This window comes from Streptomyces sp. ADI95-17, assembly GCF_003846175.1.
In the GTDB taxonomy this organism is placed as follows: Bacteria; Actinomycetota; Actinomycetes; order Streptomycetales; family Streptomycetaceae; genus Streptomyces; species Streptomyces sanglieri.
Window position 1 is genome coordinate 207,940 of the sequence record NZ_ML123050.1, and the last position, 21,329, is coordinate 229,268.

The window sequence follows — 21,329 nt, forward strand, 5'->3', positions numbered from 1 at the left end:
GAAAGCCCGGCTCCCGGGTCACAGCGCGACCACCCCCACCACGGCCGCCGCCACCACGACCAGCACACCCACCACGTTGATGGCCATGTCCCGCTTCCAGGAGCGGCGTTCGGCCTCGACGTCCAGGACGAAGAGGGCCGGGTCGTCGGGGGCGTAGTGGATCGTGAGGTCCAGGCCCCGTGATCCGGCGGGGTCCGGTATTCCGGACTCGCAGTAGGCCGTGACCTCCCTGCCGTCGAGGGTGGTGAAGGTAACGACCGGCATCAGGTTGGTCAGGGTGTGGCCGTCGTTGGAGTCGACGGTGACGCTCTTGAGGACGGCGACGACACGGCCGGGTACAGCGGCCATGGCGGCCAGTTGGTCGATACGGCGGTTCCTGTCGCGGATGTTCCCGGGCAGGTGGTACAGGCCGGAGAGGGCCCAGGGTCCGCAGAAGCCGAGCAGTGCCCACGGCCAGCCCCGGTCGATCGCGGCGACGGCGACCAGACCGGCGTAGACGAGGAAGACCGCGAAAGTCGGCCAGCCGAGTCCGCGCCCGCCTTCGGAGAGGTCGTTGGCGAACCGGAAGGCGTGGGGTCTGCCGCGCGGATAGTGGACCCCGATCTCCCGGCCCGTCCAGGCCACGCTGATCCTCTCGCCGCGCTCACCCTCGTTGGTGACGGTGAACTCCTGCCCGGTGGCCGGGTCCTGGAAGGAGACGACCACAGCTATCCCGTCGCTCGGGGAGCTTCCGTGCCGGGGCTCGTCCACCCGCTCGATCCGCCCCGTTGCCCGGACCGTCCGCTGCGCCCGGGTCATCCCGGCCAGCGACCTCCCGTATCCGACCAGCGCCCACGCGCCGAACACCCCGCACCACAGCGCCTGATACATATGCCAGTCCATGGATCAGCCTCCTACCGAGACGCGCCGTACGACCTTGCCCTGCTCGTCCGCCTCCAGATAGGCGGTGTCTTCGGAGCCGGTCACGGAGACCCTGAGGGCCACCCTGCCGGTGAGGCGGTCGGCGGTGAGCTGCCAGGTGCGCGGGGAGCCGACGCCGAGCGTGGTCGTGGCCTCCTTCACCAGGGCGGGAACTCGGTCGTACGGCAGGGAATCCAGGTCGAGTCGGGAGGCCGCCTGGGTGCCGGTGGGGGCGAGGACGACCGTCAGCAGGCGTTCCTGTACGACGACGGTGAGCGCCCGGTGCTTGTCCTCGCCCTTGGCGAGCACGGCGACGGAACTGCCCAACCTGCCCTGGTCCAGGAAGGATTGGCCAGGGCCGAGGGCCACCGTGCCGGACGCCGACGACACGGTGGTCGTGGACGACGAGGAGGTGCTGGAGGAGGAGACCGACGGCCTCGCGGTGTCGGTGTCGTCCCGGTCGAACAGGTCCGCGCGGAACAACAGGACGACCAGGGCCGCGCCGAGCAGCAGACCGAGGAACCCGACCAGGGTGGCACCGCAGCCTTCCAAGGGGTCGCTCGCCAGGGCCGGTCCGGGTGCCGAGTCGAGGTGGGCCGAGGCGGCCCGTTCCTCCCAGTCCGGTGTCGGTCGTTTGACTATCCTTACCTTCAGCGGCCGGTCCGGCGGGTACTGGACGACCAGGATGCCGCGCGGCCGGTAGTCGGTCAGGTCAGCGAGGTTGATGTCCTGCGTAAACTCGACGCGGTAGGCCGGTGCGTCGTCCGGTGCGACGGTGAGGTCGAACTTCACCGGTATGTCGCTCGTCTCACCCCCGACGGCCTCCAGGCTCTCGATCATCGCGAGGGCCAGGTACGGCGGGATCGCCGCTTCCCGGGCGCGCCTCGGCATGCCGGCGAGGTAGCGGATCAGGACGTAGACCGCGAGCAGGAACGCTCCCCCGGCGATCAGCGGCTCGTTCTCAATGACGATGCCGACGACGATGGCCGCCAGGGACGCCCCCATCACGCCGCCCGTGAGGAACCCCCGGGCGACGGACCTGTTGTGCGTGGGCGGCGGCGCGGCGCTCGTGGCGATCGTCATACGGGCGATTGTGCTGGGCTCAGGTGACGTCCGCCAGACCTCAGTCTGCTCTTCCGGCAGGTAACGGCGCTGAGGTGGTGCTGAACGGCGCTGAGTTCGCCCGGTGTCGGAGTGGCCAGTGCCGGCCGGAGCGCTCGCGGTCGATACGGACCGGTGGCGAACGCGCCCGCCCCAAGTCCCCCTTGCCCGCCCGCGCGTTGGAGTGCGGGCAGCTCGTTCCCCGGGACGGAAGGACGGATCCGTGACGGTCCCGCCCCGGTCCGCGGTCAGCGTCGGCTGTCGCTGGGCGCCAGCAGGCTGGTGACCTCGGCGATCGCCTCTGCCGAGGGATGGAAGTAACGCCGCACAGAGGTCTCGGAGTACAGCCGCCCTGCCGGTCCCATCAGGTGACGAGGTCGTGGACGAGGTGGTCGATGACCCGACGGGTGACGACGGTGTCGTGCCGGGTGGTGGCCATGACGTGAAAGACGTTCGCCCCTTCCGGCTCGGTCCGCCAGCATCCAGCCGTTCTTCCGCTCCTCCAGCGGAGCGAGCAGTCCCCGCATGTACGCGAGCACCGACTCAGGCGGATCAGACCTGGCGAGACGGTGCACGCAACCGCTCGTGCAAAGAACTCAGTTCACCCGCCCCGCCCACGTCCGGGCATCAGCCAGTTCCCCACCCATGAACACACCAACGACTGACCTGCCCAACCATCGCCACAAACACCGTTGCAGTACCAGAACGTCGCCCGAGACGGCTGGGGAGCTGTGCGGGTTCGGATCTGTGTCGGGATGAACGGAGCGCAAGCGGGGTCGCCCAACCGCCGCGTCCCGGCACACTGTTCGAGTGACCTTTCGATTGGTGCCCGGCACCGGGCTCGTCCTACCAGCGAACGCAGGCGTCCTGCGATTCGGCATGACCGAGCATGCGGCACAGTGGACGACGTCGACTCTGGCGGACATCCGCGCCGGCGGGTGGATGTGCGGAGCGCACTGGACCTTCTTCTTCGTTCACTGCGACATCCTGGTCACGGCCTATGCCTGCACGGCTTGTGCCGATCAGCTCCTGGGGCACTTGATCGTCGAGCGGACCGATCGCGTCCCGGACCGGGCCGCCGACGTTCCGGTCGCCTTCGGCGACTTCGACCTCTTCGGCTACCCCATCCATGAACTGACCGAGGTCCTCGACCCGTCGGACCGCAAACTCCTACTGTCCGCAGACGTCAACCCTCAGAGCACGCACTACCTGACCTCCGTACGCCTCGACGCCTGCGAAAGCGACCACCGCCAGGTCGTCAGCTCGGGCTCTGGGTCCGGCGACGGCGCACGATGAACAGCATGCCCGCGCCCGTGGCCACCGCTGCGGCAGCCGCGCCCGTGATCGGCAGCGTCGAGGAGCCGGTTTCTGCCAGGGTGCCGCCGTTCGTCGTGGTCCCGTCGTCGCCGGCCGTCGACGACCCGCCGGCCGAGCCGCCCGAGACATTGGCCGAGCCGCCCGTCGAGCCGGTCGGCTCCCCACCCGTGACGTCCAGCGTGATGTCGGCCTTGTCGTTGGCCTTGCTGGGGTCGAACGGCCGTGCCTCGGTACTCAGGGCCACCTGGCCCTTGGCGTTCGCCACCCGCTTGTCGATCTTCAGCTCGAAGGTGTAGGTCTCTTGGCTGCCCTCGTTCAGCGACCGCATGCCGCAGACGTACGCCTTACCCTTGGCCTGGCAGAACCGGCCGCGCTTGACGACCGACGTTCCGGCGGGAGGCGTGATCATGACGCTGACGGACCGTTCCCCCTGCTTGGTCAGGATCCAGGCAGGCCCGGCGTTGATGAACTTCACCTTCATCTTCACCGTGTCACCGACGCCTCCCTTCAGCACGGCACCCGTCACCTGGTAGTCGGCCGTGTTGACAGAGCTGACGGGCACATTGACAACTCGTGCGGTCCCCTCGCTCCCGGCCTGCCCCTCGACCAGTTTCACCGCCGGCGCGGTTCCCGCCACCGGCTGGGTGCCGTTCTCGTCCGCTCCGGGATCGACGTCCCAGACATTCACTCGCAGCTCGTCGTTGAGCGCGCGGTCCAGTGCCTCGACGCGGAGAGGCCTCTCGGGCGTGTAGACGGTGCCCGGCTCCACCACTTGGTCGAACGCACACACCGCGATCCATCTCTCGGGCATCTCGTCGTAGGACCGAACCTGCTGTGTCCGGCAGTTGGAGGGAACCTCCGCGAAGTCGAGTCCTCGGGTGACGCCGTAGGAGACCCACACCTTCTCGGCCGCCCTGGTGCCCTTGTTCGCCACGGTTGCCGACAGATCGAAGCTGCTCCCGGGTTTCACTCCGTTGACCGGCTCGATGCCTCCGATGACCAACTCGGGTGCGGTCTCATCGCCGAAGGCGGCAGGAGCCGCAGCCAGTGCGATCAGGCCGGCAGCGCTGAGGGTGGCAGCAACGGCACGGGAGGCGCGACGGCTGTGCGGGGGAATCGGCATTGGAGAGATCCTCTGCTGGGACGCGGGAAAACGGGCAGTGACTTCCAGAAGAAAAGTTTCCGGTCACTAGACTCCTGTCGAACTCGAACGGTTGCGCGGCCGGTGCCTCCTCCGCCTTGCGATCGCATCCGCCGGATGCCGTGAGCCCCGGCCCGATGCCGACACCGACCACCAGCGCGAGTCCGGAAGTGCGCTTTCCACCCCCACCCGGAGGCGATCGCCGAGGTCACCAGCCTGCTCGCCTGGCGGCAACCGGCGCTGACCGTCAAGTGCCGGCGAGACGCCGGAGCGAAGCGACCTCAGCGGCACGGGCGGCGTGGAGGGGATCCGCGGTGTCCCCCGCTCGTGGATGCATGGCGAGGCTCGCGGTCGGAGCCAGCGCCGTCGCAGGAGATGCGGCCGAGCACGTAGGGCCGTCACGGTGCCCGTCTCTGCGGCCCGCCCGGAGGCACCACGCCTCAGCGTCCTTCCGGTCCAGTACGCCTGGGCCCGGAAGCGGCCTGGCGGACGGGCTCGCCGTCGCCAAGCAGTACGCCACCGCCCACGGGCACTTCCTCCCCCGACCACCGCGCCCCGGGAGGGCATCCCATCGGGGCGTGGGCGAAGAACTCCCGGGCGGCGGCGCGTAGGGCGCGGGACAACGAGGGGCTGCGCGCGGCCTGCCTCCCCGTGCCCTCGGCGGCCGGGGCGATGTCCCAGGCGCGGCAGGAGGAGCTGGATGCGATCGATCCGGTGTGCCACCCAGCCTGGAACACCGGGTGGCAGCGCTGCTACCGGCTCGCCCAGTTCGCGAGGCCCGAGAGACCGGCTCCGACGACGACCACTTTCCGGGGCGTCTTCAGGCCCTCCAGCCCGTTGTCCAGGGCTTGGCGAAGCTCGGTCTGTGCGGGTTCTGCCATCGATCCATCTCTTCTCAGCTGTGTGACGTGTACGTGGTACGGCGGGCAGGTCAGTGCCGTGTGGTGACCTGTGCGAGGTCTTTTCTGAGGTAGTCGGCGGTGTACGAGCCCCGGGCAGTGGTCAGCTGTGCCGGAGTTCCCTCGAAGACGACGCGGCCACCGTGCCGGCCTGCGCCGGGGCCGAGGTCGATGATCCAGTCGGCATGCTTGATCACGTCCAGGTCGTGCTCGACCACGACAGTGGTGTTGCCGCCGTCGACGAGCCGGTCGAGAAGGGCGAGCAGTGTGTCGACGTCGGCCATATGCAGACCGGTCGTCGGCTCGTCGAAGATGTACAGGCCGCCCGCGTCGTGCAGCCGGCCTGCGAGCTTGAGGCGTTGCCGTTCGCCTCCGGATAGTGTGGACAGCGGCTGCCCGAGGGTGAGGTAGGGAAGTCCGACCTCGCGGAGCGGCGCCAGTCTGTTCAACACTGTGTGTTCGGTGAAGTGGTCGAGCGCCTCCTCGACTGTGAGGTTCAGGGTTTCTACGATGTCGCGGCCGTGCAGGCGATGGTCGAGGACTTCATCCCGGTAGCGCCGACCCCGGCAGACTTCGCAAGTGGTGGTGACGGGATCCAGGAAGGCGAGGTCGTTCTCGATGACGCCGCGACCTTTGCACTCGGGGCAGCCGCCGGTGGAGTTGAAGCTGAACATTCCCGTGTCGACTCCGTTGGCACGGGCGAACAGCTTGCGGATGGTGTCCATGACGTTCACGTGGGTGGCCGGTGTCGAGCGTGGCGAGATGCCGATCGCCGACTGGTCCACGACGACCGCGTCGGGGTGGCGGGCGGCGAGGGCTCCGGAGACCAGGGTGCTCTTGCCCGAACCGGCGACGCCGGTGACTGCGGTGAGGACGCCGGTCGGGATGTCGACGGTGATGTCCTTGAGGTTGTGCAGGGCGGCCCCGGTGACGGTGAAGGCTCCGGTGGGAGTACGCGGTGTCCGGTCGATCCCGGACACGGTGCCCAGGCGGCGCCCGGTGAGGGAGCCGGAGGATCGAAGTTCCTCTGCCGTACCTTCGAAGACGATCTCTCCGCCGTGGGTCCCGGCGCCCGGACCCATGTCGACGACATGGTCGGCGACGGCAATGACCTGCCGGTCATGCTCGACGACCAGGACGGTGTTGCCCTTGTCCCGCAGTTCCATGAGCAGTTCGTTGAGCCGGTGTACGTCGCGGGGGTGCAGTCCGACGCTGGGTTCGTCGAAGATGTACGTCACGTCGGTGAGGCTGCTGCCGAGGTGGCGCACGATCTTCAACCGCCGTCCCTCCCCGCCCGATAGGGTAGACGTCTCGCGGTCCAGGCTGAGGTAGCCGAGACCCACCGCCTCGATGCGGCGCAGTACGGCAAGGGCTGCGGTCGCCACGCGTTTGGCGACGGGGTCGTCGAGGGTGGCGAGCACCTCGACGAGTTCGCTGATCTCCATGGCTGCATAGTCGGCGATGTTGTGCGCGCCGATCCTGGAGCTGCGGGCTGCGGCGTTGAGGCGGGCGCCCCCGCACTCCGGGCAGGGGCCCTCAGTGACGACGCGGGCCACGGCCTCCCGGTCGCGGTCGCTCAGGGTGTGCGCGTCGCGCTTGAGGTAGCGGCGGGTGAAGCGGGTGACCACTCCCTCGTACTCGTTCTTGTAGACGCTGTGCCGGCTACGGCGGTCGACTCGGAACCCGCTGCCGTACAGGAAGAGTTCACGCTCCTGCTCGGTGAAGTGAGCCACTGGTTTGTCGGGATCGAAGAGGCCTGATTCCGCGTACAGTTGCCATTGGGCGGTACCGACCGCAAACGAGGGGAAGGCGATGGCGCCCTCGTTGAGGGTTCGACTCCTGTCAAGCAGCCGGTCCAGGTCCACCGTCGTGACGCGACCCAGCCCTTCGCATTTCTCGCACATGCCGTGTGGGTCGTTGAAGGAGTAGACGTTCGACGGGCCGGCGGAAGGCTTTCCGCTCCGCGAGAAAAGCACCCGCAGAATGGGGTGCACCTCGGTCATGGTAGCGACGGTCGAGCGTGCATTCCCGCCGATGGGCTTCTGATCGACCACGATGGCGGTGGACAGGTTCTCCATCACTTCGGCACGCGGACGCTCGTACCGGGTGAGCCGGTTGCGCACGTACCACGGGAATGTCTCATTGAGCTGGCGTCGGGACTCGACGGCGATCGTAGAGAAGACGACCGAGGACTTTCCGGATCCGGATACACCGGTGAATACAGTGATCTTCCCTTTGGGGATGGTCAGCGAGACGTTCTTGAGGTTGTTCTCCCGGATGCCGCCGAGAACGATGTCGCTGCCGAATCGCGTGTTCATCCCGCCTGCCATGGCCGTCCTCCGCCCGACGCACCGAAGCCGCTTCCACCCACACTACGGCAATTGATTTCCCTCAGGCAACCATAGGCTAACGTTGTTTCGACCTGACCACTGACCCGCACCCCGGAGGTCCTTCCACACGCGGACGCACGAGCACAGCATCGAAACCGCCCTGCCACAGGCTGCCGTCTGGGACTGCTACGCCGACCCGGCCCTGCGGCCCGAGTGGGACAAGGAGGTACGTGAGCTGCCCCTGGACGGGCCTCTGGCCCCTGGCATGCGGGGCACTCTGGAACTGCATGGGCTGCCACCGACGGACCTCACCATGCCCAGCGTCATTCCCGGCAGCGCCCTGACTACCGAGGTGTACATCCCGGACGGGACGCCGCTGAGGTTCACCTACCACCTGGCCGAGATCTCCAGGGGCACCCGCGTCACCCATCGGGCGGAGCTCGACGGCCCCTCGGCAGGCCAGGAGTTCGGCGCCTCGGTCACGGCCCCGGTGCCGGACACGATGCGAGCCCTGATCCACTTCGCCGCGACCCGCGCCCGCTGATACAGGACAGCCGAGCGGTGGCGGACACCGGACCGGCCAGCTCCCCCACCGCCGCCGAAATCATCGGCCAATTGCTCGGCACCCCCGAGACCCGCGTTCGTACTGCTGCGGCGCACCGATCCGGACACCGGAGAACCCGGCCCGGTCGAATTGCTGCTCGGCCTGGTGACCGAGTCCGACCGGATATCCGGCATCCCCCTGCCCGGGAAGGGCGTCACCGGTCCCGGCACCCTGGCGCTCGCCCCCTTCCGGCAGATCCGCGAACGCGGCCTCGAATGCCACGACGACGCGACTCCCCTCCAGGTGCTGGAGGTCGAACGGGCCCACCGGATCGATACGGACGAGCTGCCGGCCGCGCTGCCGGACGCACCGGTCGCCCTGAGCGGCGCGGGTTCCGACCTCGACGACGCGTACGCCGCCGTCGTGGACCGTATTGTGCGCAACGAGGTCGCCCCCGGCACCGGCGCCAACTTCGTGATCCGCCGGGACTCAACCGCCCGGCTGGAAGACTACTCCGATCCGTACTCCGAGGCCGCCGAGACCCGGGCCGAGCTCGCCGGGCGTACTGGGCGCGCTGGGCAGCCCGGACCGGCGCGGGGCGGCGGACGTGCCGGCCGGGCCGCCGGTGCCGCTGTCGTCACCGCGCGTCCTCAAGTGCCTGGCCGCCCGGGGCGAGAACCTCGTCCCCTTCTGACTGAAGCCCGGGGACGGGACGAGGCGGCCGGGCCCGGCGGAGGGCGTCCCGGGGGACGGCGTCCTGGTGATCGACGCCGAGGACGACTTCACCGCCATGCCGGCCCACCTGCTGCCCGCCTTCGGACTACGGACCGCCGTGCACCGGTACGACGACCCCGGTCCGGAGCGCGCGCTCGCCGCGCACCGCGGCCCCGTGGTCCTCGGCCCAGGGCCCGGAAACCCGGACGACACGGGTGACCGCCGCATCGCACGGCTCCGCGGCCTGTCCCGACGACTGCCGGCCGACGCGCGCGCCGGCGGGAACCCGGTCCTTGACATCTGCCTGGGCTTCCAACTGCTTTCTTCCAGACTGGGGTTGACCGTTTCACGCGGCGAGCAGCCCCAACAGAGGACACAACGCACGACCGATGTGCTCGGCAGCCCGGCGACCGTCGGTTTCTACAACTCCTTCTCCGTGCGCGCCGGGGGCGGCCCGGCCGAGGCGCTGCACCGGGCCGGGGTAAAGCTCTGCCGGCGGCCGGGCACGGACGAGGTAATCGCGCCGCGCGGTCCCGGTGTCGCGGGGGCGCAGTTCCACCCTGAGTCCGCCCTCAGCCGCTCCGGGGCCGAACTGTTCCTGGGCCTGATGCGGGACGCGTCCCGTGAGGGGGCGGTGTAGGCGACCACGGGGCACTGCGGCGGCCACCCAGGACGGGGCGGCCGCCACACCCGTCGACAAGCCGGTTACGCTTGCATCATTTCCATCCGGAAACCAAGTAGGGGTGCATCGGACATCACGGCGGCCCCGGCCCACCGTGTCCGCCTCAGAAGGAGCTCACCGATGACGGACACGGACGCTGTCCACGCACAGCTCAGACCGCCCTCCGAGCTGGAGGACGCGCTCTCCCATCTGCAGTGCGTCCTGGTAGCCCGGCGCACCGCGACCAACCCCGAGGGCATCAACTGGCAGCAGTACGACGTCCTGGAGATGCTCCGCATACGCGGTGCGATGAACCCCTCGCGGCTCAGCGAGTCCCTGGGAGTGTCGCGGCAGACCGCGTCCAAAGCGCTGCGCGTCCTGAAGGACCTGGAGCTGATCCAACAGGCGGCGCTCGGTGAGGACAAGCGGGAGCACACCACGTCGCTGACCCCGAAGGGGCACGCCTTCCTGGCCAGTGCCGCACGCAGTCGGCAGGAGAACGTCCAAGCCGCCGTGGAGGTGCTCTCGCCCGGCGAACAGGCCATGTTCACCGAGATGTGCCATAAGGTCGCCGACTCGATCGACGCCCTGCTGCACTGAGGGTCGTCGAGCGAACGGAGGACCTCGCGCGCGGCCCAGTAGCCGCCGATCATCCGGCCGGGGTCAGCCCGCCGTGCCCGGTGGGTCGGTTCCGGCCCGTTGACCATGGGGCCCCGGTAGACCGGCACACTGCCGCCGACGACGACGCATTCGTACGCCTGCGACCGGGGAGCTGCGCGCGGCCGGCCGTCCCGTGCCCTCGGCGGCTGGTGCGATGACCGAGGCGCGGCGGGACGAGCCGGACGCGATCGATCCGGGATGGTGCCCGGCCTGGAACACCGGGTGGCAGCGCTGCTACCGGCTCGCCCAGAACCACGTCCAGGCCTGCGGAACCCTCCCGGAGGCTGCGGGCGACGTCGTCGTGCAGGGCAAGAACCTCGGCCGGTGGGTCACGGCGCGGCGGTTCGGATTGGGAACAGATTCTGCCCGTGCAGCAGTGGATCCTGGAGAGCGCCCTCACGATCACACCGGCCGAGGAGGACGAGCGGCCGGTGAAGCAGACGAAGGAAGCGAAGTGGGCGGCCAACCTGGCAGCAGCACGGCAGTTCCCCGCCCGTGAAGGACACCTGAGAGTCCCTCGGAAGCACGTCGAGCAGTTGGAGACGGAGGGCGCACTGTCGGGCCGTCAGGGCTGTCCGGATCCGCATACCAGTTATCACGCCACGTCAATCGTGCAGCAGGCGAACCGGACCAATCCCGACTACGCAACGCTCCTGTGCGACGAGCATGCCCCAGTCGCTTCTTCCGGACGGCACGGACCCGATGGGAACAGATTCGGCCATCACTTCACTGTCGCACATTCTTTCGGTCGCCATTCTCCGAGCACTCGGAGACTGTCGCGGATCCCGATGGATGCGAGGGGTTCTGCTGGCGACAACCCGACTCCGGGGGATAAGATATCGCGCACTGCTCGCGGTGGCGGTCGGTGAGGTCGGGGGCGGGGGCGGGGGCGGGGGCGAAGGCACCGTGATTGAGCTGCAAAAACACGCACCCCAGGGCGGTCCTGCCCGAGGTCGTGAACGCGCGCTTACTTTTCCTGGCCTGCAGCGCTTACAAAGCACCCCGCGATATCCACGCATGGTCACCACAAAGCGGTCCACTCAACAGCAGCGGGCCCTTTTTTTCTTCCATGACGTTCACGACCGGCGTCCGCGCCCGGGCTCACGAAGTGGACGTGTAGCGAGAAGCGAGTGCTTCGTTTTCACGACAAGAGAAGTGTGGAGTGTGATGCCATGAACCGACTCGGCAGAGACTCGCGCCGATTAGCCTGGAGGCTTGTGGAGCCGCCGGCGCGCATCGCGTTGTCTGTTCTTTTACTGGCAGGCGGCGCCTTGGGAGCGACGGCTGGACCGGCCACCGCTTCGACCGCCGACGGTACGCTGACGGTCGAGGTGCTGCGCGACTTCTTCGGCACCGGCGTGATCAACACGACGATGGACGTGCCGCAGCGGGGCATGAGGGTGGAGATCTCCGACCCCGCTGGGCGGGTTGTCACCGGCGTCACGGATGCCACCGGAAAGGTCGTGGTGTCGCGGTCGACCGTGCTGAGCGGCGGCCAGTACCGCGTCGACGTCAGCATCCCGGCGCCGTACAACGGCTATCTGCGGGCGGCGCCTGCGTCGACGGCGGAGAACCACTTCGACAGCTTCACGTCGTTCGTGGATGTGTCGGGCGGAAAGAACGCCTCGGTGGTGACGGGGGTGTGGGATCCGGCCGACTACGCGCTGCCGGACTCGCGGTACTTCGTGCCGATCCACAACGGCGCCAACGGGACCGACAACCGGGCGTTGGTGGCGTTCGGGACGGAGGCCCGGGGCACGTGTCCCACCGATGTGGCGTGCCCGACCACACTGGCCACGCAGGACCAGGTGGGCACGACGTTCGGGTTGGCCTACGACAAGTACCGGACCCGGCTGTTCCAGAGCGCGTTCGCCCGCCGGTACGCCCCGTACGGGCCGCAGGGCGGGGGCGCGATCTACACGGTGCCGGTCAACGGCTCGGATGCGCCGGAGCTGTTCGCGCGGGTGCCGGACGCCTCGGTGACGCGGCACGACACCACCAACATGATCAAGGATCCCGGGTTCACCGACACGCCGGGCAAGGAGAGCATCGGTGGCCTGGCCCTGTCGGAGGACGGCTCCACGCTGTACGCAGTGAATCTGCGGACCCGCAGCCTGGTGAGCTTCGACGCGACAGGGGCCACCGCCGCGGCGCCCAAGTCGACGGTCCCGATCCCGGATCCGGGGTGCGCGAGCCCCGACGACTGGCGGCCGTTCGGTCTCCAGGTCCACAACAACACGCTGTACGTCGGCGGCGTGTGCAGCGCGGAGAGCACGCAGCAGCGCGCGGACCTGAAAGTCTTCGTCTCCACCTACGACGGCAAGCGGTTCACCACGGTGCTGAGCCACCCGCTCACGGACGAACGCGGCAGCGTCTTCGGTTCCGGCGACAAGGCCACCCACTGGAACCCGTGGAACACCAGCCTGGACACGTGGGACGACAGGAAGACGGGCGGCGTCTTCATCGATCCGCAGCCGGAGTTGGCCTCCCTCGCCTTCGCCCGCGACGGCTCGATGATCCTGGGTTTCCGCGACCGGTTCATGGACGTGCTCAGTTGGGGAGGGCTGGACCCCCGCCCGGGGAACGACACGGCGGAAAATGGCATGTCCGGTGGTGACATCACCATGGTCTGCGCCACCCCCACCGGTGAATACCAGTGGGAAGGCACCGGGAGCTGCCCCAACCACGCCACCCCCGCCAACAATGGCGGCCAGGCCGCCGATGTCGTCGAATACTTCCCGGGCGACTTCTACGCCAACGCGCACCAGGAGACCGCGCTGGGGTCGGTGGCCTATATCCCGCAGCAACAATGGGTCGTCAGCACGGAGTTCGACCCGGTCGTCAACGTCGCGACCTCAGGGACCGGGTACCACAACATCACGACCGGTCAGGGCCCGGGCAACAACCCGACCGCCAACGGGTTCCAGTTCGTCAGCCGCGAACAAGGCGGGTTCGGCAAGGCCGGCGGGCTCGGTGACATCGCGTACGCGGCGGCGAACGCGCCGATCCAGGTCGGCAACGTCGTGTGGTTCGACGGCGACCACAACGGGATTCAGGACCCGGGGCACGTGCTGCTGCCGGGGGCAACGATCAACCTGTTGGACGCGGACGGCAAACAGGTCGCCACGACCAGGACCAATGCCGCCGGCGAGTACTACTTCGGTGGTGTCGGCGCCGCGTACGAGCTCACGCCGGGCGCGAAGTACACGGTGCAGTTCGACGTGTGCACCGCGGACACCAGCCAGGTGCCCGGGCAGCCCCCGGCGCGCGAGCTGAGGTTCACGCTCCCGCGGGCCGGTGCCAGCCGGGCGCACGACTCCAATGTGACCCCGCCGACCACCGGACCGTTGTGCAACGGCTACGCGGCTGTCACGGCGCCGGACAAGCCGGGCGGGGTCGATCACACGATCGACGCCGGGGTGTACATCCCGAAGGAAACGCCAACCCCGACCCCGACGCCAACCCCGACCCCGACGCCGCCCGCGGCCTCCACGCCGCCGTCGTCCGCGCCGCCTGCCAACCACCCGGCTCCGGCCGGTGGAGGCGGGGGTTCGCTGGCGAGCACCGGTACGCCCGGGCTGGCGGAGATGATCGGCATCGTCGGTCTGCTGGTGGGTGCGGGCCTGGTCATCGCGTTCGTGACCCGGAATCGTCGCGCCCGGCAACACTGAACGAACTGCACAACGGTGATCTGCCCGTCCGCGTTCCGGACGGCGCGGACGGGCAGATCGCGTCTCGGCCGGTCCAGGAGGACCGGCCTTGGCGTGGTCTGCCACCGGAGTGCCGAGTGCCGCCGCGAGCCCGCGGCGGCCGGACGGTGTGGTGATCGAAAGGATGAATCGGAGAGTGTCAGCGTCGAACCGCGTGCGGAGCGTGAGAATCCGGCAAGCCCCACCGGGTCGTCCGGCTGACCGGCGCCGATGGCCGCGGTCGCGCCGGGCAGCGGCCGTCATCGGCATCGCGGCCGTCGCGGTGGCCGCGGTGGCCGCGTTCCTGGTCGCCGACGGCGGCTCCGACGCCGGTGGTCCGCGCCCGCTGACGACGGATGAGGCGGGCCAGCTGGCGATCACACGATTCCGTAACTACCAGGCGCAGGGCCGCGCGGTGACGATCACCGTGCCGGGCACTGCCGGCGGGCTGACTGTGACCGGGTCCGTCGACTATCGGCGCAAGGTCGGTTACGGCGTGGTGCACGGCACTGGGCGCGACAGGTCCAGCGACGGGCTGATCCAGTGGACGCCCGCCTCGGTGCACGTCCGCCCGATGACGGACGCCCCGGCGCACGCGCCCGCGTCGCCGCCCCGTTCGGGCTGGTACGACCGTCCGCTGCTGTCGTCCGGCAGCGCGCTGGACACCTCCCTGACCATCGCGCTCGGTCTCGGCGGCGACCGGCCGGACAACGCCGAACTGCTGCCGCAGAATGGCGCCGCCTGGTGGGGGCGGGAGCAGGTGGACGGGCGCTGGGTGGACGTCATGACCGGACCGTCCTCCCCTGACCGCACCGGTACGGCGGGCAACGTGCGCTACTGGATCGGCTCCGACGGCACCATGTACCGGGTCCGCGTCAGCGTGGGTTCGCAGCCGGAGCCGGTAGTCATCGTTTTCGACACCCACAAGTACGTTCCGGTCAAGCCGGTACCCGGAACCACCCCGACCCGGTAGCCGCTGTTCAGGGCGTCTGCACCCGCGCGTACGCGGCAAGCAGGGACGTCGGCGGCAGCCGGATGCCCTCCGTCTTCGGCAGGGCCGGGACGGGCGGGACAGCAGTGGCGTCCGCGGTGGCGGCGTCGGGGAACTGCGGCTGCGGAGCAGGCCCCGCGACCTCGGTGAACGGGATGCCACCGGGTGCCGTCGGCGCCGCCCACGTGCCGGCCGGCGAGGACGACCCGGCCGGAAGTGGGCAGGCCGCAGTCGTCGCGAGCCGGGCGGGCACGGTGGTGCGCAGATCGTTGCCCCGCAGGCAGTTGCCCCGTCCCCGCGTGGTGGTGGGGAACGTCCAGCCGACGTCGACTCCGTTGCCGGTGAACGTGTTGTCCACGATCTGGTTGCCGACCGGAGGTATGTCGGTGGTCGCGGTGATCATCAGCCCGGCGTTGCGGTTGCCGGCGATGCGGTTGCGGATGAACCGGTTGTCGCTGCCGCCGTCGATGCCGGCGCCGATGCCCCACCCGCCGTCGGCCTGCTCCGGGGTGGCCGTCTGCTGGTTGGCGGCGATCAGGTTGCCCGCGATGACGGACCCCTTCTGCGGGAGCAGTTTCTCCTGGTGGTCGGAGTTGGTGGTGAGTCCGACCCGGTTGCCGAGCAGGCGGTTGCCGACCACGTACATGTCCTCACTGGCGTTGGTGCCTTCGTAACCGACCGCGTTGAGTTCGGCGACGTTGTCCCGCACCACGATGTTGCAGGGCTTGCACTGGCCGACATAGATCCCCGAGTCGGCGCTGCCCGACGCGTACGAGTGCTCGATGACACCGTTCTGGGCGGAGAACGCGTAGATGCCGTACAGACCGTTGCGGGTCGCGGTCACGTGGGAGACCAGGAACGACTTCAGGAGGGTGACAGACTCGTCGCCGGTGTCGTAGCCGCCGCTTCCCCCCGGCAGACCGGCGGCCGCCTTCGCCGAACCGGTGACCAGGACCCCGTTCTGCGTGTTGTTCTCCACGGTCAGGTTCTCCACGGCCACCCCGGGCGCCGAGACGACGATGCCGTTCGGCTGCCGCAACCGCCCGTCGATGACGACCTTGTCCCGGGACAAACCGCGAAGAGTGATGCGCGCCGTGTCGATCTTCACCGACTCGTGGTACACGCCCGGTGCGACCAGCACCAGGTCACCGGGCCGAGCCAAGGACACCGCATCCGAAATCGTCGGGGCATCGGCAGGTACTCCGATCGTCACATGCGCACCGGCCGGACGCCGGCCTGCGCCCGATCCGCCATCGCCGCCGCAGCCTGCCACCAGTGTCAGCGTGCCCACTACCGCCGCCAACACGCGAAGAGCTAATCGAGGCATGATCCCAGTCTGGCATGACTCCCAATTCCACGCCAGAATCGTGAGGTTGACCGGCACACGCGATTCGGGTGTGGCACTCTGCACCCCATGCGCCGAGCCGATCACCACCCGTCACGCCGCACGTTCCTCGATGTCACCGGCGCCATGATGGCCGCCGGTCTGATCGCCGGGTGCACATCGGACTCCACCCAGCCAGGCCGGCACGCCCCTACCCCGGGGGCCGTGCCAATGCCGGTTCCGGCGACGGGCCGCCATCAGGCAGGCATCACGCTCCCCCAGCCGGCCCAGCCCAACCTGCTCGCCGTGGTTGCCGACCTCGGTGCCACCGTGGCTCCCGGCCCGCTCCTGGCCGAACTCGGCCAGGCGATCCGCGCACTCACAGCGGGGACCGATACACGGCTGCTGGGCCTGCCGCCAGGCGACCTCACTGTGACCGTCGGCGTGGGCCCCCGGCTGGTACGCACGGCCGGTGCCTCGCTGCCCGGCGCGGCCGACCTCCCGCGATTCTCCCGCGAGCGGATCGCCCCGCAAGCACGCGGCGGTGACCTGCTGATACAGATCTGCGCCAGCGACGCGCTGCTCCTACCGGTCGTCGCCGCCGTGCTTCTGGACCAGGCCGGTGACCGCATCCGCGAACGCTGGCGCCAGTCCGCACGCCGCGGTACGAACGTGTCCGTCGGCAACGGCCTTACCGCGCCCCGCAACCCGCTCGGTTTCATCGATGGCATCGTAGGCCCGCACACGACCGCCGAACAGCAACGCGACCTGTGGCTGGCGGGGCCCCCTGCGGTCGCCGGCGGCACCCTTGCCGTACTGCGGCGTATGGAACTCGACCTGCCGCGGTTCGCCGCCCTGTCCCTAGCCGAACAGGAAGCGGTCTTCGGGCGGCGCCGGGCCAGCGGCGTCCCCCTCTCCGGCGGCACCGCCGCCTCGGGCCCGGAGCTCGGAGCCAAGACACCGGATGGGCGCTACCTCGTCCCCGCGGACGCCCACGCGCGCAGAGCGCACGCCACCGTGGTCGGGGTCGGGCTCATGCTCCGCCGCTCCTACAGCACCGACGAGCCTGCCCCCGGCCTGCTCTTCATCAGCTTCCAGAACGACCTGCGGACCTTCACCGCCACCCTCACCCACATGGACACCTCCGACGCACTGCTGCCCTTCACCACCACAACCGCCAGCGCGACATTCCTGATCCTCCCCGGCTTCGACCGGCAACACCCGCTCGGAGCCCAGCTGTTCGACTGATCACGCTCAACTTGAGGGCGGGGCACCGCAATGCATCACTGCCTGTCGATTTGCATGCGTCGACGCACAGCTGACTGTCCTGGCATCGCCAGTCGCCCGGCCCACAGGGGTTCGTTCTCGGCTACACAACGACCGCGCCGGTGGCCATCGCGGCGGGCGTGGCCGTGTTTGGCGGACACTGCGCGCATTTGCCTGATGGGGAACGCGACCGTGGTCCCACCCAAAACGCGCCGGTGTCCGTGCCGTCGGGTGCGGGTGCCCTGACAGGACGGGGCTCTCAGTTGTCCCCGTGGTCACTCCGCACGTCCTGCGGAGACAGCCCCGCCCCGGGTGCTTCCTGGGTGATGACTGGGTTCGCTCCCCTCCGGACAGCCCCGCACGGCCCTCGCGCATCGCCGATGCCGAGGACTCAAAGACTGCGAGTCGAGGTTGGGGCACCGCGGGGGATGAGGGCCGGGGCGGGGCGTCCTGTTTCTCCTCCCCCGCGGCGGGTCGGGTGTTTCGGTGAACGGGTCAGGGGCGGGTGGTGTGGTCGAGGATGGCGCACATGCGCGGCACCTGGCCGCCCTCGATAGCGGTGCCGGGGTCGTTGGCGAGGAGTCGCGGGATCCCGGAGACGGTGGCGGCCGCGGCCAGGAGGCAGACCTGCTGTGGGGTGAGCCAGTGCGCCGCCTCCTGCACCGCTTAGGTGGGTCCGGCGAGCGTCTCCGTGGTGTCGTCGTCGACGCCGCCCGTGCCATCTCGGTCCACGTCGTCGCAGTCGCCGGGGTCGAAGGGCGTCATCACCTTCTCGACGGCGTCGGCGTACGGGCCGACGATCCACCGGTCGGTCTCGGGGCGGGCAGGGTGCGGACCCAGGCCGCCGCGCGTCGGCCAGCGCCCGCGGCTGCGTCTGCGTCTGCGGCTGCGTCTGCGTCTGCGTCTGCGTCTGCGTCTGCGTCTGCGTCTGCGTCTGCGTCTGCGTCTGCGTCTGCGTCCAGGATCTCGGCCTCGTCCTCCCACGGCTCGCGCGGAGCTTGATCGGCCTGCTCGACGGAGAGACTGAGGATCGCCATGCCCGGCCAACCGCCTTCACCGTCATCGGTCACACCTGCGGTCCCCACTGGAGGCAACCATCCAGCCACCGGGGCAATCCCCTCCGGGGCGAGCGGGGCCTCCAGGCGGTCCAGCCGTTCGTAGAGGGAGCGGACGAGGCGGGCGCGGTTCTGGACACAGCGCACGGTGCCCTCCAGTTTCGCGGACAGCCGGCCTTCCGCCTCGGCCAGGACGATCGGCCGGACTGGTGCCACCAACCGGTTGTGTACATGCGGTGACACACATGCCGTGGAACACCGGCAACGGGGGCAGGGGCGCGCCGGCTCTCTCCCGAGCAGGGGCCCCGGGCTCGGGGCGCGTACTCGGCGGCACCCGGTCATCCGGCTCACCCCGCGTGCAAGGGGCGCATCGACTGCGGGCCGGGACGCAACTCGTCCCGGCCCGAACACTTCGTGATCGGGGGCGTGTTCACTCGCCCCGCCCGCTCCCCCTGTCCGCGGGGACCCGCTAGCTCTGAGGGTGGCCGAGCCAGCGGGTCGCGGCCTGTTGGAACGCCTCAGGATTGGCGTCGGTGTCTGCCCACGCCACGATGCCGTCCGGCCGGATGAACAGTGCGGTCAATCCGAGGTCGTTGCGCACCGGTCCGGCAGCGTACCGGATCCGCCCTTCCCACCCCTTGGCCACGTTCTGCAGCGCGCGGTCGGCGGTGAAGTCGAGGAGCACGCCCTGTCCCCGGCGCAGCAGTTCGCCAAGGCGGGTGCCGTCCGTGAAGCGGAAGTCGGGGGCGGTGCGGCCGACCAGCGGCTGCTCGCTGCCCAGGTCGTAGCGGTGGAACAGCCCCGACGTCTGCTGGTAGACGTGGGTCACCCCGTCGCGAGTGCCCATCAGGTCGAACACCAGTTTGCGCAGCGCGGGGGCGTTGGGCCCTGGCTTCGTGGTCGCCACCTGGGCCCGCGACCAGTTCAGGATCGCGGCACCGACGGGGTGGCGCTCGTCGGTGTAGGTGTCGAGCAGTCCATCAGGCGCGGTGCCGTGCACGGTCGCCGCGAGCTTCCAGCCGAGGTTGACGGCGTCGCCGATGCCAAGGTTGAGGCCCTGACCGCCGAGCGGGGAGTGGATGTGCGCGGCATCCCCGGCGAGCAGCACGCGCCCCTTGCGGTAGCTGGTCACCTGCATCGCACGGTCGGTGAAGCTGGAGGCGAGCTGAACGTCGGTGAGCGTCACGTCGGTGCCGGAGATGCGACGCAGGACCGCCTGCAGATGCTCGCGCGTCAGCGGCTGCGAGCGGTCGAAGGTGCCGTCGTCGAAGTCATTCATGCCCAGGTGGCCTTCGAAGGGCGTGCGCAGATACATGCCGGTCGGTGTCAGGTTGAAGCCAAGCGGCAACTGCTGGGGATCGGCGAAGGTGACCTTGGCGACGTAACCGGTGAACAGCGGCTCGGTGCCGACGAAGTCGAAGCCCATGAGCTCGCGCACCGCGCTGCGCCCGCCGTCGCATCCCACCAGCCAGCGTCCCCGGTATTCCTGGCCGCCGGCGGTGGCTGTGACGCCTTCGTCGTTCTGCGTCACAGCGGTGACGGGAACGCCGCGGATGATCTCCATGCCGAGGGCAGCGGCCCGCTCGGCCACCACTGTCGCGACTGCTTCCAGGCTCGTCATGAAGCCTTCCATCGCCGGGCTGGGCAGCCGGAATGGAAGTGCGGACGCGTCGATGCCGGCCGCGTCCAGGCCCATGCCCGCGAAATGGGACACGTCGCGGGGAGCAGGTGCCTCGCTCGTGTCGGGGTCGGCGCCGACCTCCTTCTCGTCGGCTCCCGAGGCATCCATTATCGCTTCGAGCAGGCCGCGGCGGTAGAACGTTTCGGCGGAGCCGGCGTTCAAGCCTCGCAGGCCGAGCGGGAGTGCCTTCACGGGCGAGGACAGTTCCCGGTCGCGCTCAAGCACCAGGACCGAGCAGCCGGACAGAGCCAGTTCGCCGGCCAGGAACAGGCCGACCGGGCCGCCGCCCGCGATTACTACGTCATGCATGAGAGTTCCTTTCTCAAACGAAACAGGGGCTGCCCGGCCGGATGGTCAGCTCAGGTTGGTGAGGCCGTCGAGGACGACGGCGATGCCGGTGAGGAACTGCTCGCGGTCGTCGTGCTCTCTGATCTGGCCGACGATGGCGTGCATGAACGGGTAGTCCTCGGGGTCGAGTGCCTGCCACGCGGCCGAGGCCGCGTCGAAGAACTCCTCGCGATCCGCATCGGGGGCGATCCCTGAGGTGTCCCCCTCGACGCGGGCGTTCTGGCTGACCGCGCCGAGGATGTAGTGCACGAGCGTCGAGGCCGCGTCGAACCAGCGGGGTTGCGGAACGCCCAGGGCTCCTACCTGCTGGCCGAGCCTTTCGAAGATCCCCACCGTTACCGGGCCGACCGGGTTGCGGATGATCTGGAGGGTCAGCCGCGTGGCGAGCCACTGGTGCTCGGCGATGGCGTCGAACAGAGCCAGCGCGACGGCGCGGATCTCGTCCTCGGGCGAGGCCGCGGCCCGGGCGGGCTTGGTGGCCAGGGCGGCAGTGATGACGGTTTCCGTCGCCGTGTCCAGCAACTCGTTCCGGTTGCCGACGTGGTAGTAGATCGCCCCCGACCCGGTGGCCAGGCGATCGGTCATCGCCCGGACGGTCAGCGCGCTCTCACCACCGGTATCGAGCAGGTCGATCGCGGTGTCGATGATCTGCTCTTGAGAGAGCACCTGGTTACGCCGGTGAGTCCGGCGTGCTCGTGTTGGCATGTG

16 protein-coding genes and 3 pseudogenes are annotated in these 21,329 nt (G+C 69.5%); 7 read left to right on the forward strand and 12 right to left on the reverse strand.

Going from position 1 to position 21,329, the window contains the following annotated elements; translation table 11 throughout:
• Positions 1 to 18: 18 nt before the first annotated feature.
• From EES42_RS31695 to EES42_RS46515, 3 genes and pseudogenes are all read right to left on the reverse strand, one after another.
• Positions 19 to 882: a DUF3592 domain-containing protein gene (locus EES42_RS31695; protein ID WP_124721720.1), complete on the reverse strand. Its 864-nt coding sequence runs from the start codon at positions 880 to 882 to the stop codon at positions 19 to 21.
• A gap of 3 nt (positions 883 to 885) precedes the next feature.
• Entirely contained in the window at positions 886 to 1,983 is a 1,098-nt protein-coding gene (locus tag EES42_RS31700; RefSeq protein ID WP_124721721.1) for a hypothetical protein, read from the reverse strand.
• Positions 1,984 to 2,462: 479 nt separating this feature from the next.
• Positions 2,463 to 2,648 (reverse strand): annotated as a pseudogene (locus EES42_RS46515) (IS701 family transposase); the annotation flags it as partial.
• A 232-nt stretch (positions 2,649 to 2,880) separates the two neighbouring features.
• Between EES42_RS46515 and EES42_RS31705 the strand changes: the two are divergent.
• The gene (locus tag EES42_RS31705; protein WP_124721722.1) at positions 2,881 to 3,297 is read left to right on the forward strand and encodes a hypothetical protein; all 417 of its coding nucleotides are present in this window, start codon (positions 2,881 to 2,883) and stop codon (positions 3,295 to 3,297) included.
• On the opposite strand, the gene EES42_RS31710 is transcribed toward EES42_RS31705, so the two are convergent.
• The 3 genes from EES42_RS31710 to EES42_RS31715 all read right to left on the reverse strand — a co-directional run bounded on the left by EES42_RS31710 (position 3,260) and on the right by EES42_RS31715 (position 7,676).
• On the reverse strand, positions 3,260 to 4,441 hold the full coding sequence (locus EES42_RS31710) for a DUF11 domain-containing protein (RefSeq protein ID WP_124721723.1): 1,182 nt from the start codon (positions 4,439 to 4,441) through the stop codon (positions 3,260 to 3,262). The genes EES42_RS31705 and EES42_RS31710 overlap by 38 nt on opposite strands.
• Before the next feature lie 770 nt (positions 4,442 to 5,211).
• On the reverse strand, positions 5,212 to 5,340 hold the full coding sequence (locus EES42_RS47375) for a hypothetical protein (RefSeq protein WP_266499010.1): 129 nt from the start codon (positions 5,338 to 5,340) through the stop codon (positions 5,212 to 5,214).
• 50 nt (positions 5,341 to 5,390) lie between these two features.
• Entirely contained in the window at positions 5,391 to 7,676 is a 2,286-nt protein-coding gene (locus EES42_RS31715) for an ATP-binding cassette domain-containing protein (RefSeq protein ID WP_124721724.1), read from the reverse strand.
• A 160-nt stretch (positions 7,677 to 7,836) separates the two neighbouring features.
• Here EES42_RS31715 and EES42_RS31720 point away from each other — a divergent pair, with 160 nt between their 5' ends.
• The 3 genes from EES42_RS31720 (at position 7,837) to EES42_RS31730 (ending at position 10,207) form a co-directional block, all read left to right on the forward strand.
• The gene (locus EES42_RS31720) at positions 7,837 to 8,232 is read left to right on the forward strand and encodes an SRPBCC family protein (RefSeq protein ID WP_124721725.1); all 396 of its coding nucleotides are present in this window, start codon (positions 7,837 to 7,839) and stop codon (positions 8,230 to 8,232) included.
• A gap of 760 nt (positions 8,233 to 8,992) precedes the next feature.
• Positions 8,993 to 9,586 (forward strand): aminodeoxychorismate/anthranilate synthase component II, encoded by a 594-nt coding sequence (locus EES42_RS31725; protein ID WP_124721726.1) that lies wholly within the window; start codon positions 8,993 to 8,995, stop codon positions 9,584 to 9,586.
• A gap of 162 nt (positions 9,587 to 9,748) precedes the next feature.
• Positions 9,749 to 10,207 (forward strand): MarR family winged helix-turn-helix transcriptional regulator, encoded by a 459-nt coding sequence (locus EES42_RS31730; RefSeq protein ID WP_124721727.1) that lies wholly within the window; start codon positions 9,749 to 9,751, stop codon positions 10,205 to 10,207.
• A 20-nt stretch (positions 10,208 to 10,227) separates the two neighbouring features.
• Here EES42_RS31730 and EES42_RS46520 read toward each other — a convergent pair.
• A pseudogene (locus EES42_RS46520) lies at positions 10,228 to 10,335 on the reverse strand (hypothetical protein); the annotation flags it as partial.
• 1,203 nt (positions 10,336 to 11,538) lie between these two features.
• Here EES42_RS46520 and EES42_RS31740 point away from each other — a divergent pair.
• Entirely contained in the window at positions 11,539 to 13,938 is a 2,400-nt protein-coding gene (locus EES42_RS31740) for an SdrD B-like domain-containing protein (protein WP_124722173.1), read from the forward strand.
• A gap of 310 nt (positions 13,939 to 14,248) precedes the next feature.
• Positions 14,249 to 14,929, forward strand: coding sequence for a hypothetical protein (locus EES42_RS31745; protein ID WP_124721728.1), 681 nt, complete (start codon positions 14,249 to 14,251; stop codon positions 14,927 to 14,929).
• A 7-nt stretch (positions 14,930 to 14,936) separates the two neighbouring features.
• Here the strand turns inward: EES42_RS31745 and EES42_RS31750 are convergent, their stop codons facing one another.
• Positions 14,937 to 16,274 (reverse strand): right-handed parallel beta-helix repeat-containing protein, encoded by a 1,338-nt coding sequence (locus EES42_RS31750; protein ID WP_164495401.1) that lies wholly within the window; start codon positions 16,272 to 16,274, stop codon positions 14,937 to 14,939.
• An 87-nt stretch (positions 16,275 to 16,361) separates the two neighbouring features.
• Here EES42_RS31750 and EES42_RS31755 point away from each other — a divergent pair, with 87 nt between their 5' ends.
• Positions 16,362 to 17,519 (forward strand): Dyp-type peroxidase, encoded by a 1,158-nt coding sequence (locus tag EES42_RS31755; protein WP_124721729.1) that lies wholly within the window; start codon positions 16,362 to 16,364, stop codon positions 17,517 to 17,519.
• A 513-nt stretch (positions 17,520 to 18,032) separates the two neighbouring features.
• Here the strand turns inward: EES42_RS31755 and EES42_RS45070 are convergent.
• From EES42_RS45070 to EES42_RS31770, 4 genes and pseudogenes are all read right to left on the reverse strand, one after another.
• Positions 18,033 to 18,200: a hypothetical protein gene (locus tag EES42_RS45070; protein WP_164495402.1), complete on the reverse strand. Its 168-nt coding sequence runs from the start codon at positions 18,198 to 18,200 to the stop codon at positions 18,033 to 18,035.
• Between the two features lie 470 nt (positions 18,201 to 18,670).
• Positions 18,671 to 18,790 (reverse strand): annotated as a pseudogene (locus EES42_RS46525) (restriction endonuclease); the annotation flags it as partial.
• Positions 18,791 to 19,061: 271 nt separating this feature from the next.
• The gene (locus tag EES42_RS31765; RefSeq protein ID WP_124721730.1) at positions 19,062 to 20,582 is read right to left on the reverse strand and encodes an FAD-dependent oxidoreductase; all 1,521 of its coding nucleotides are present in this window, start codon (positions 20,580 to 20,582) and stop codon (positions 19,062 to 19,064) included.
• Between the two features lie 45 nt (positions 20,583 to 20,627).
• Positions 20,628 to 21,326, reverse strand: a complete 699-nt coding sequence (locus tag EES42_RS31770; RefSeq protein WP_124721731.1) for a TetR/AcrR family transcriptional regulator — start codon at positions 21,324 to 21,326, stop codon at positions 20,628 to 20,630.
• Between the last annotated feature and the right edge of the window lie 3 nt (positions 21,327 to 21,329).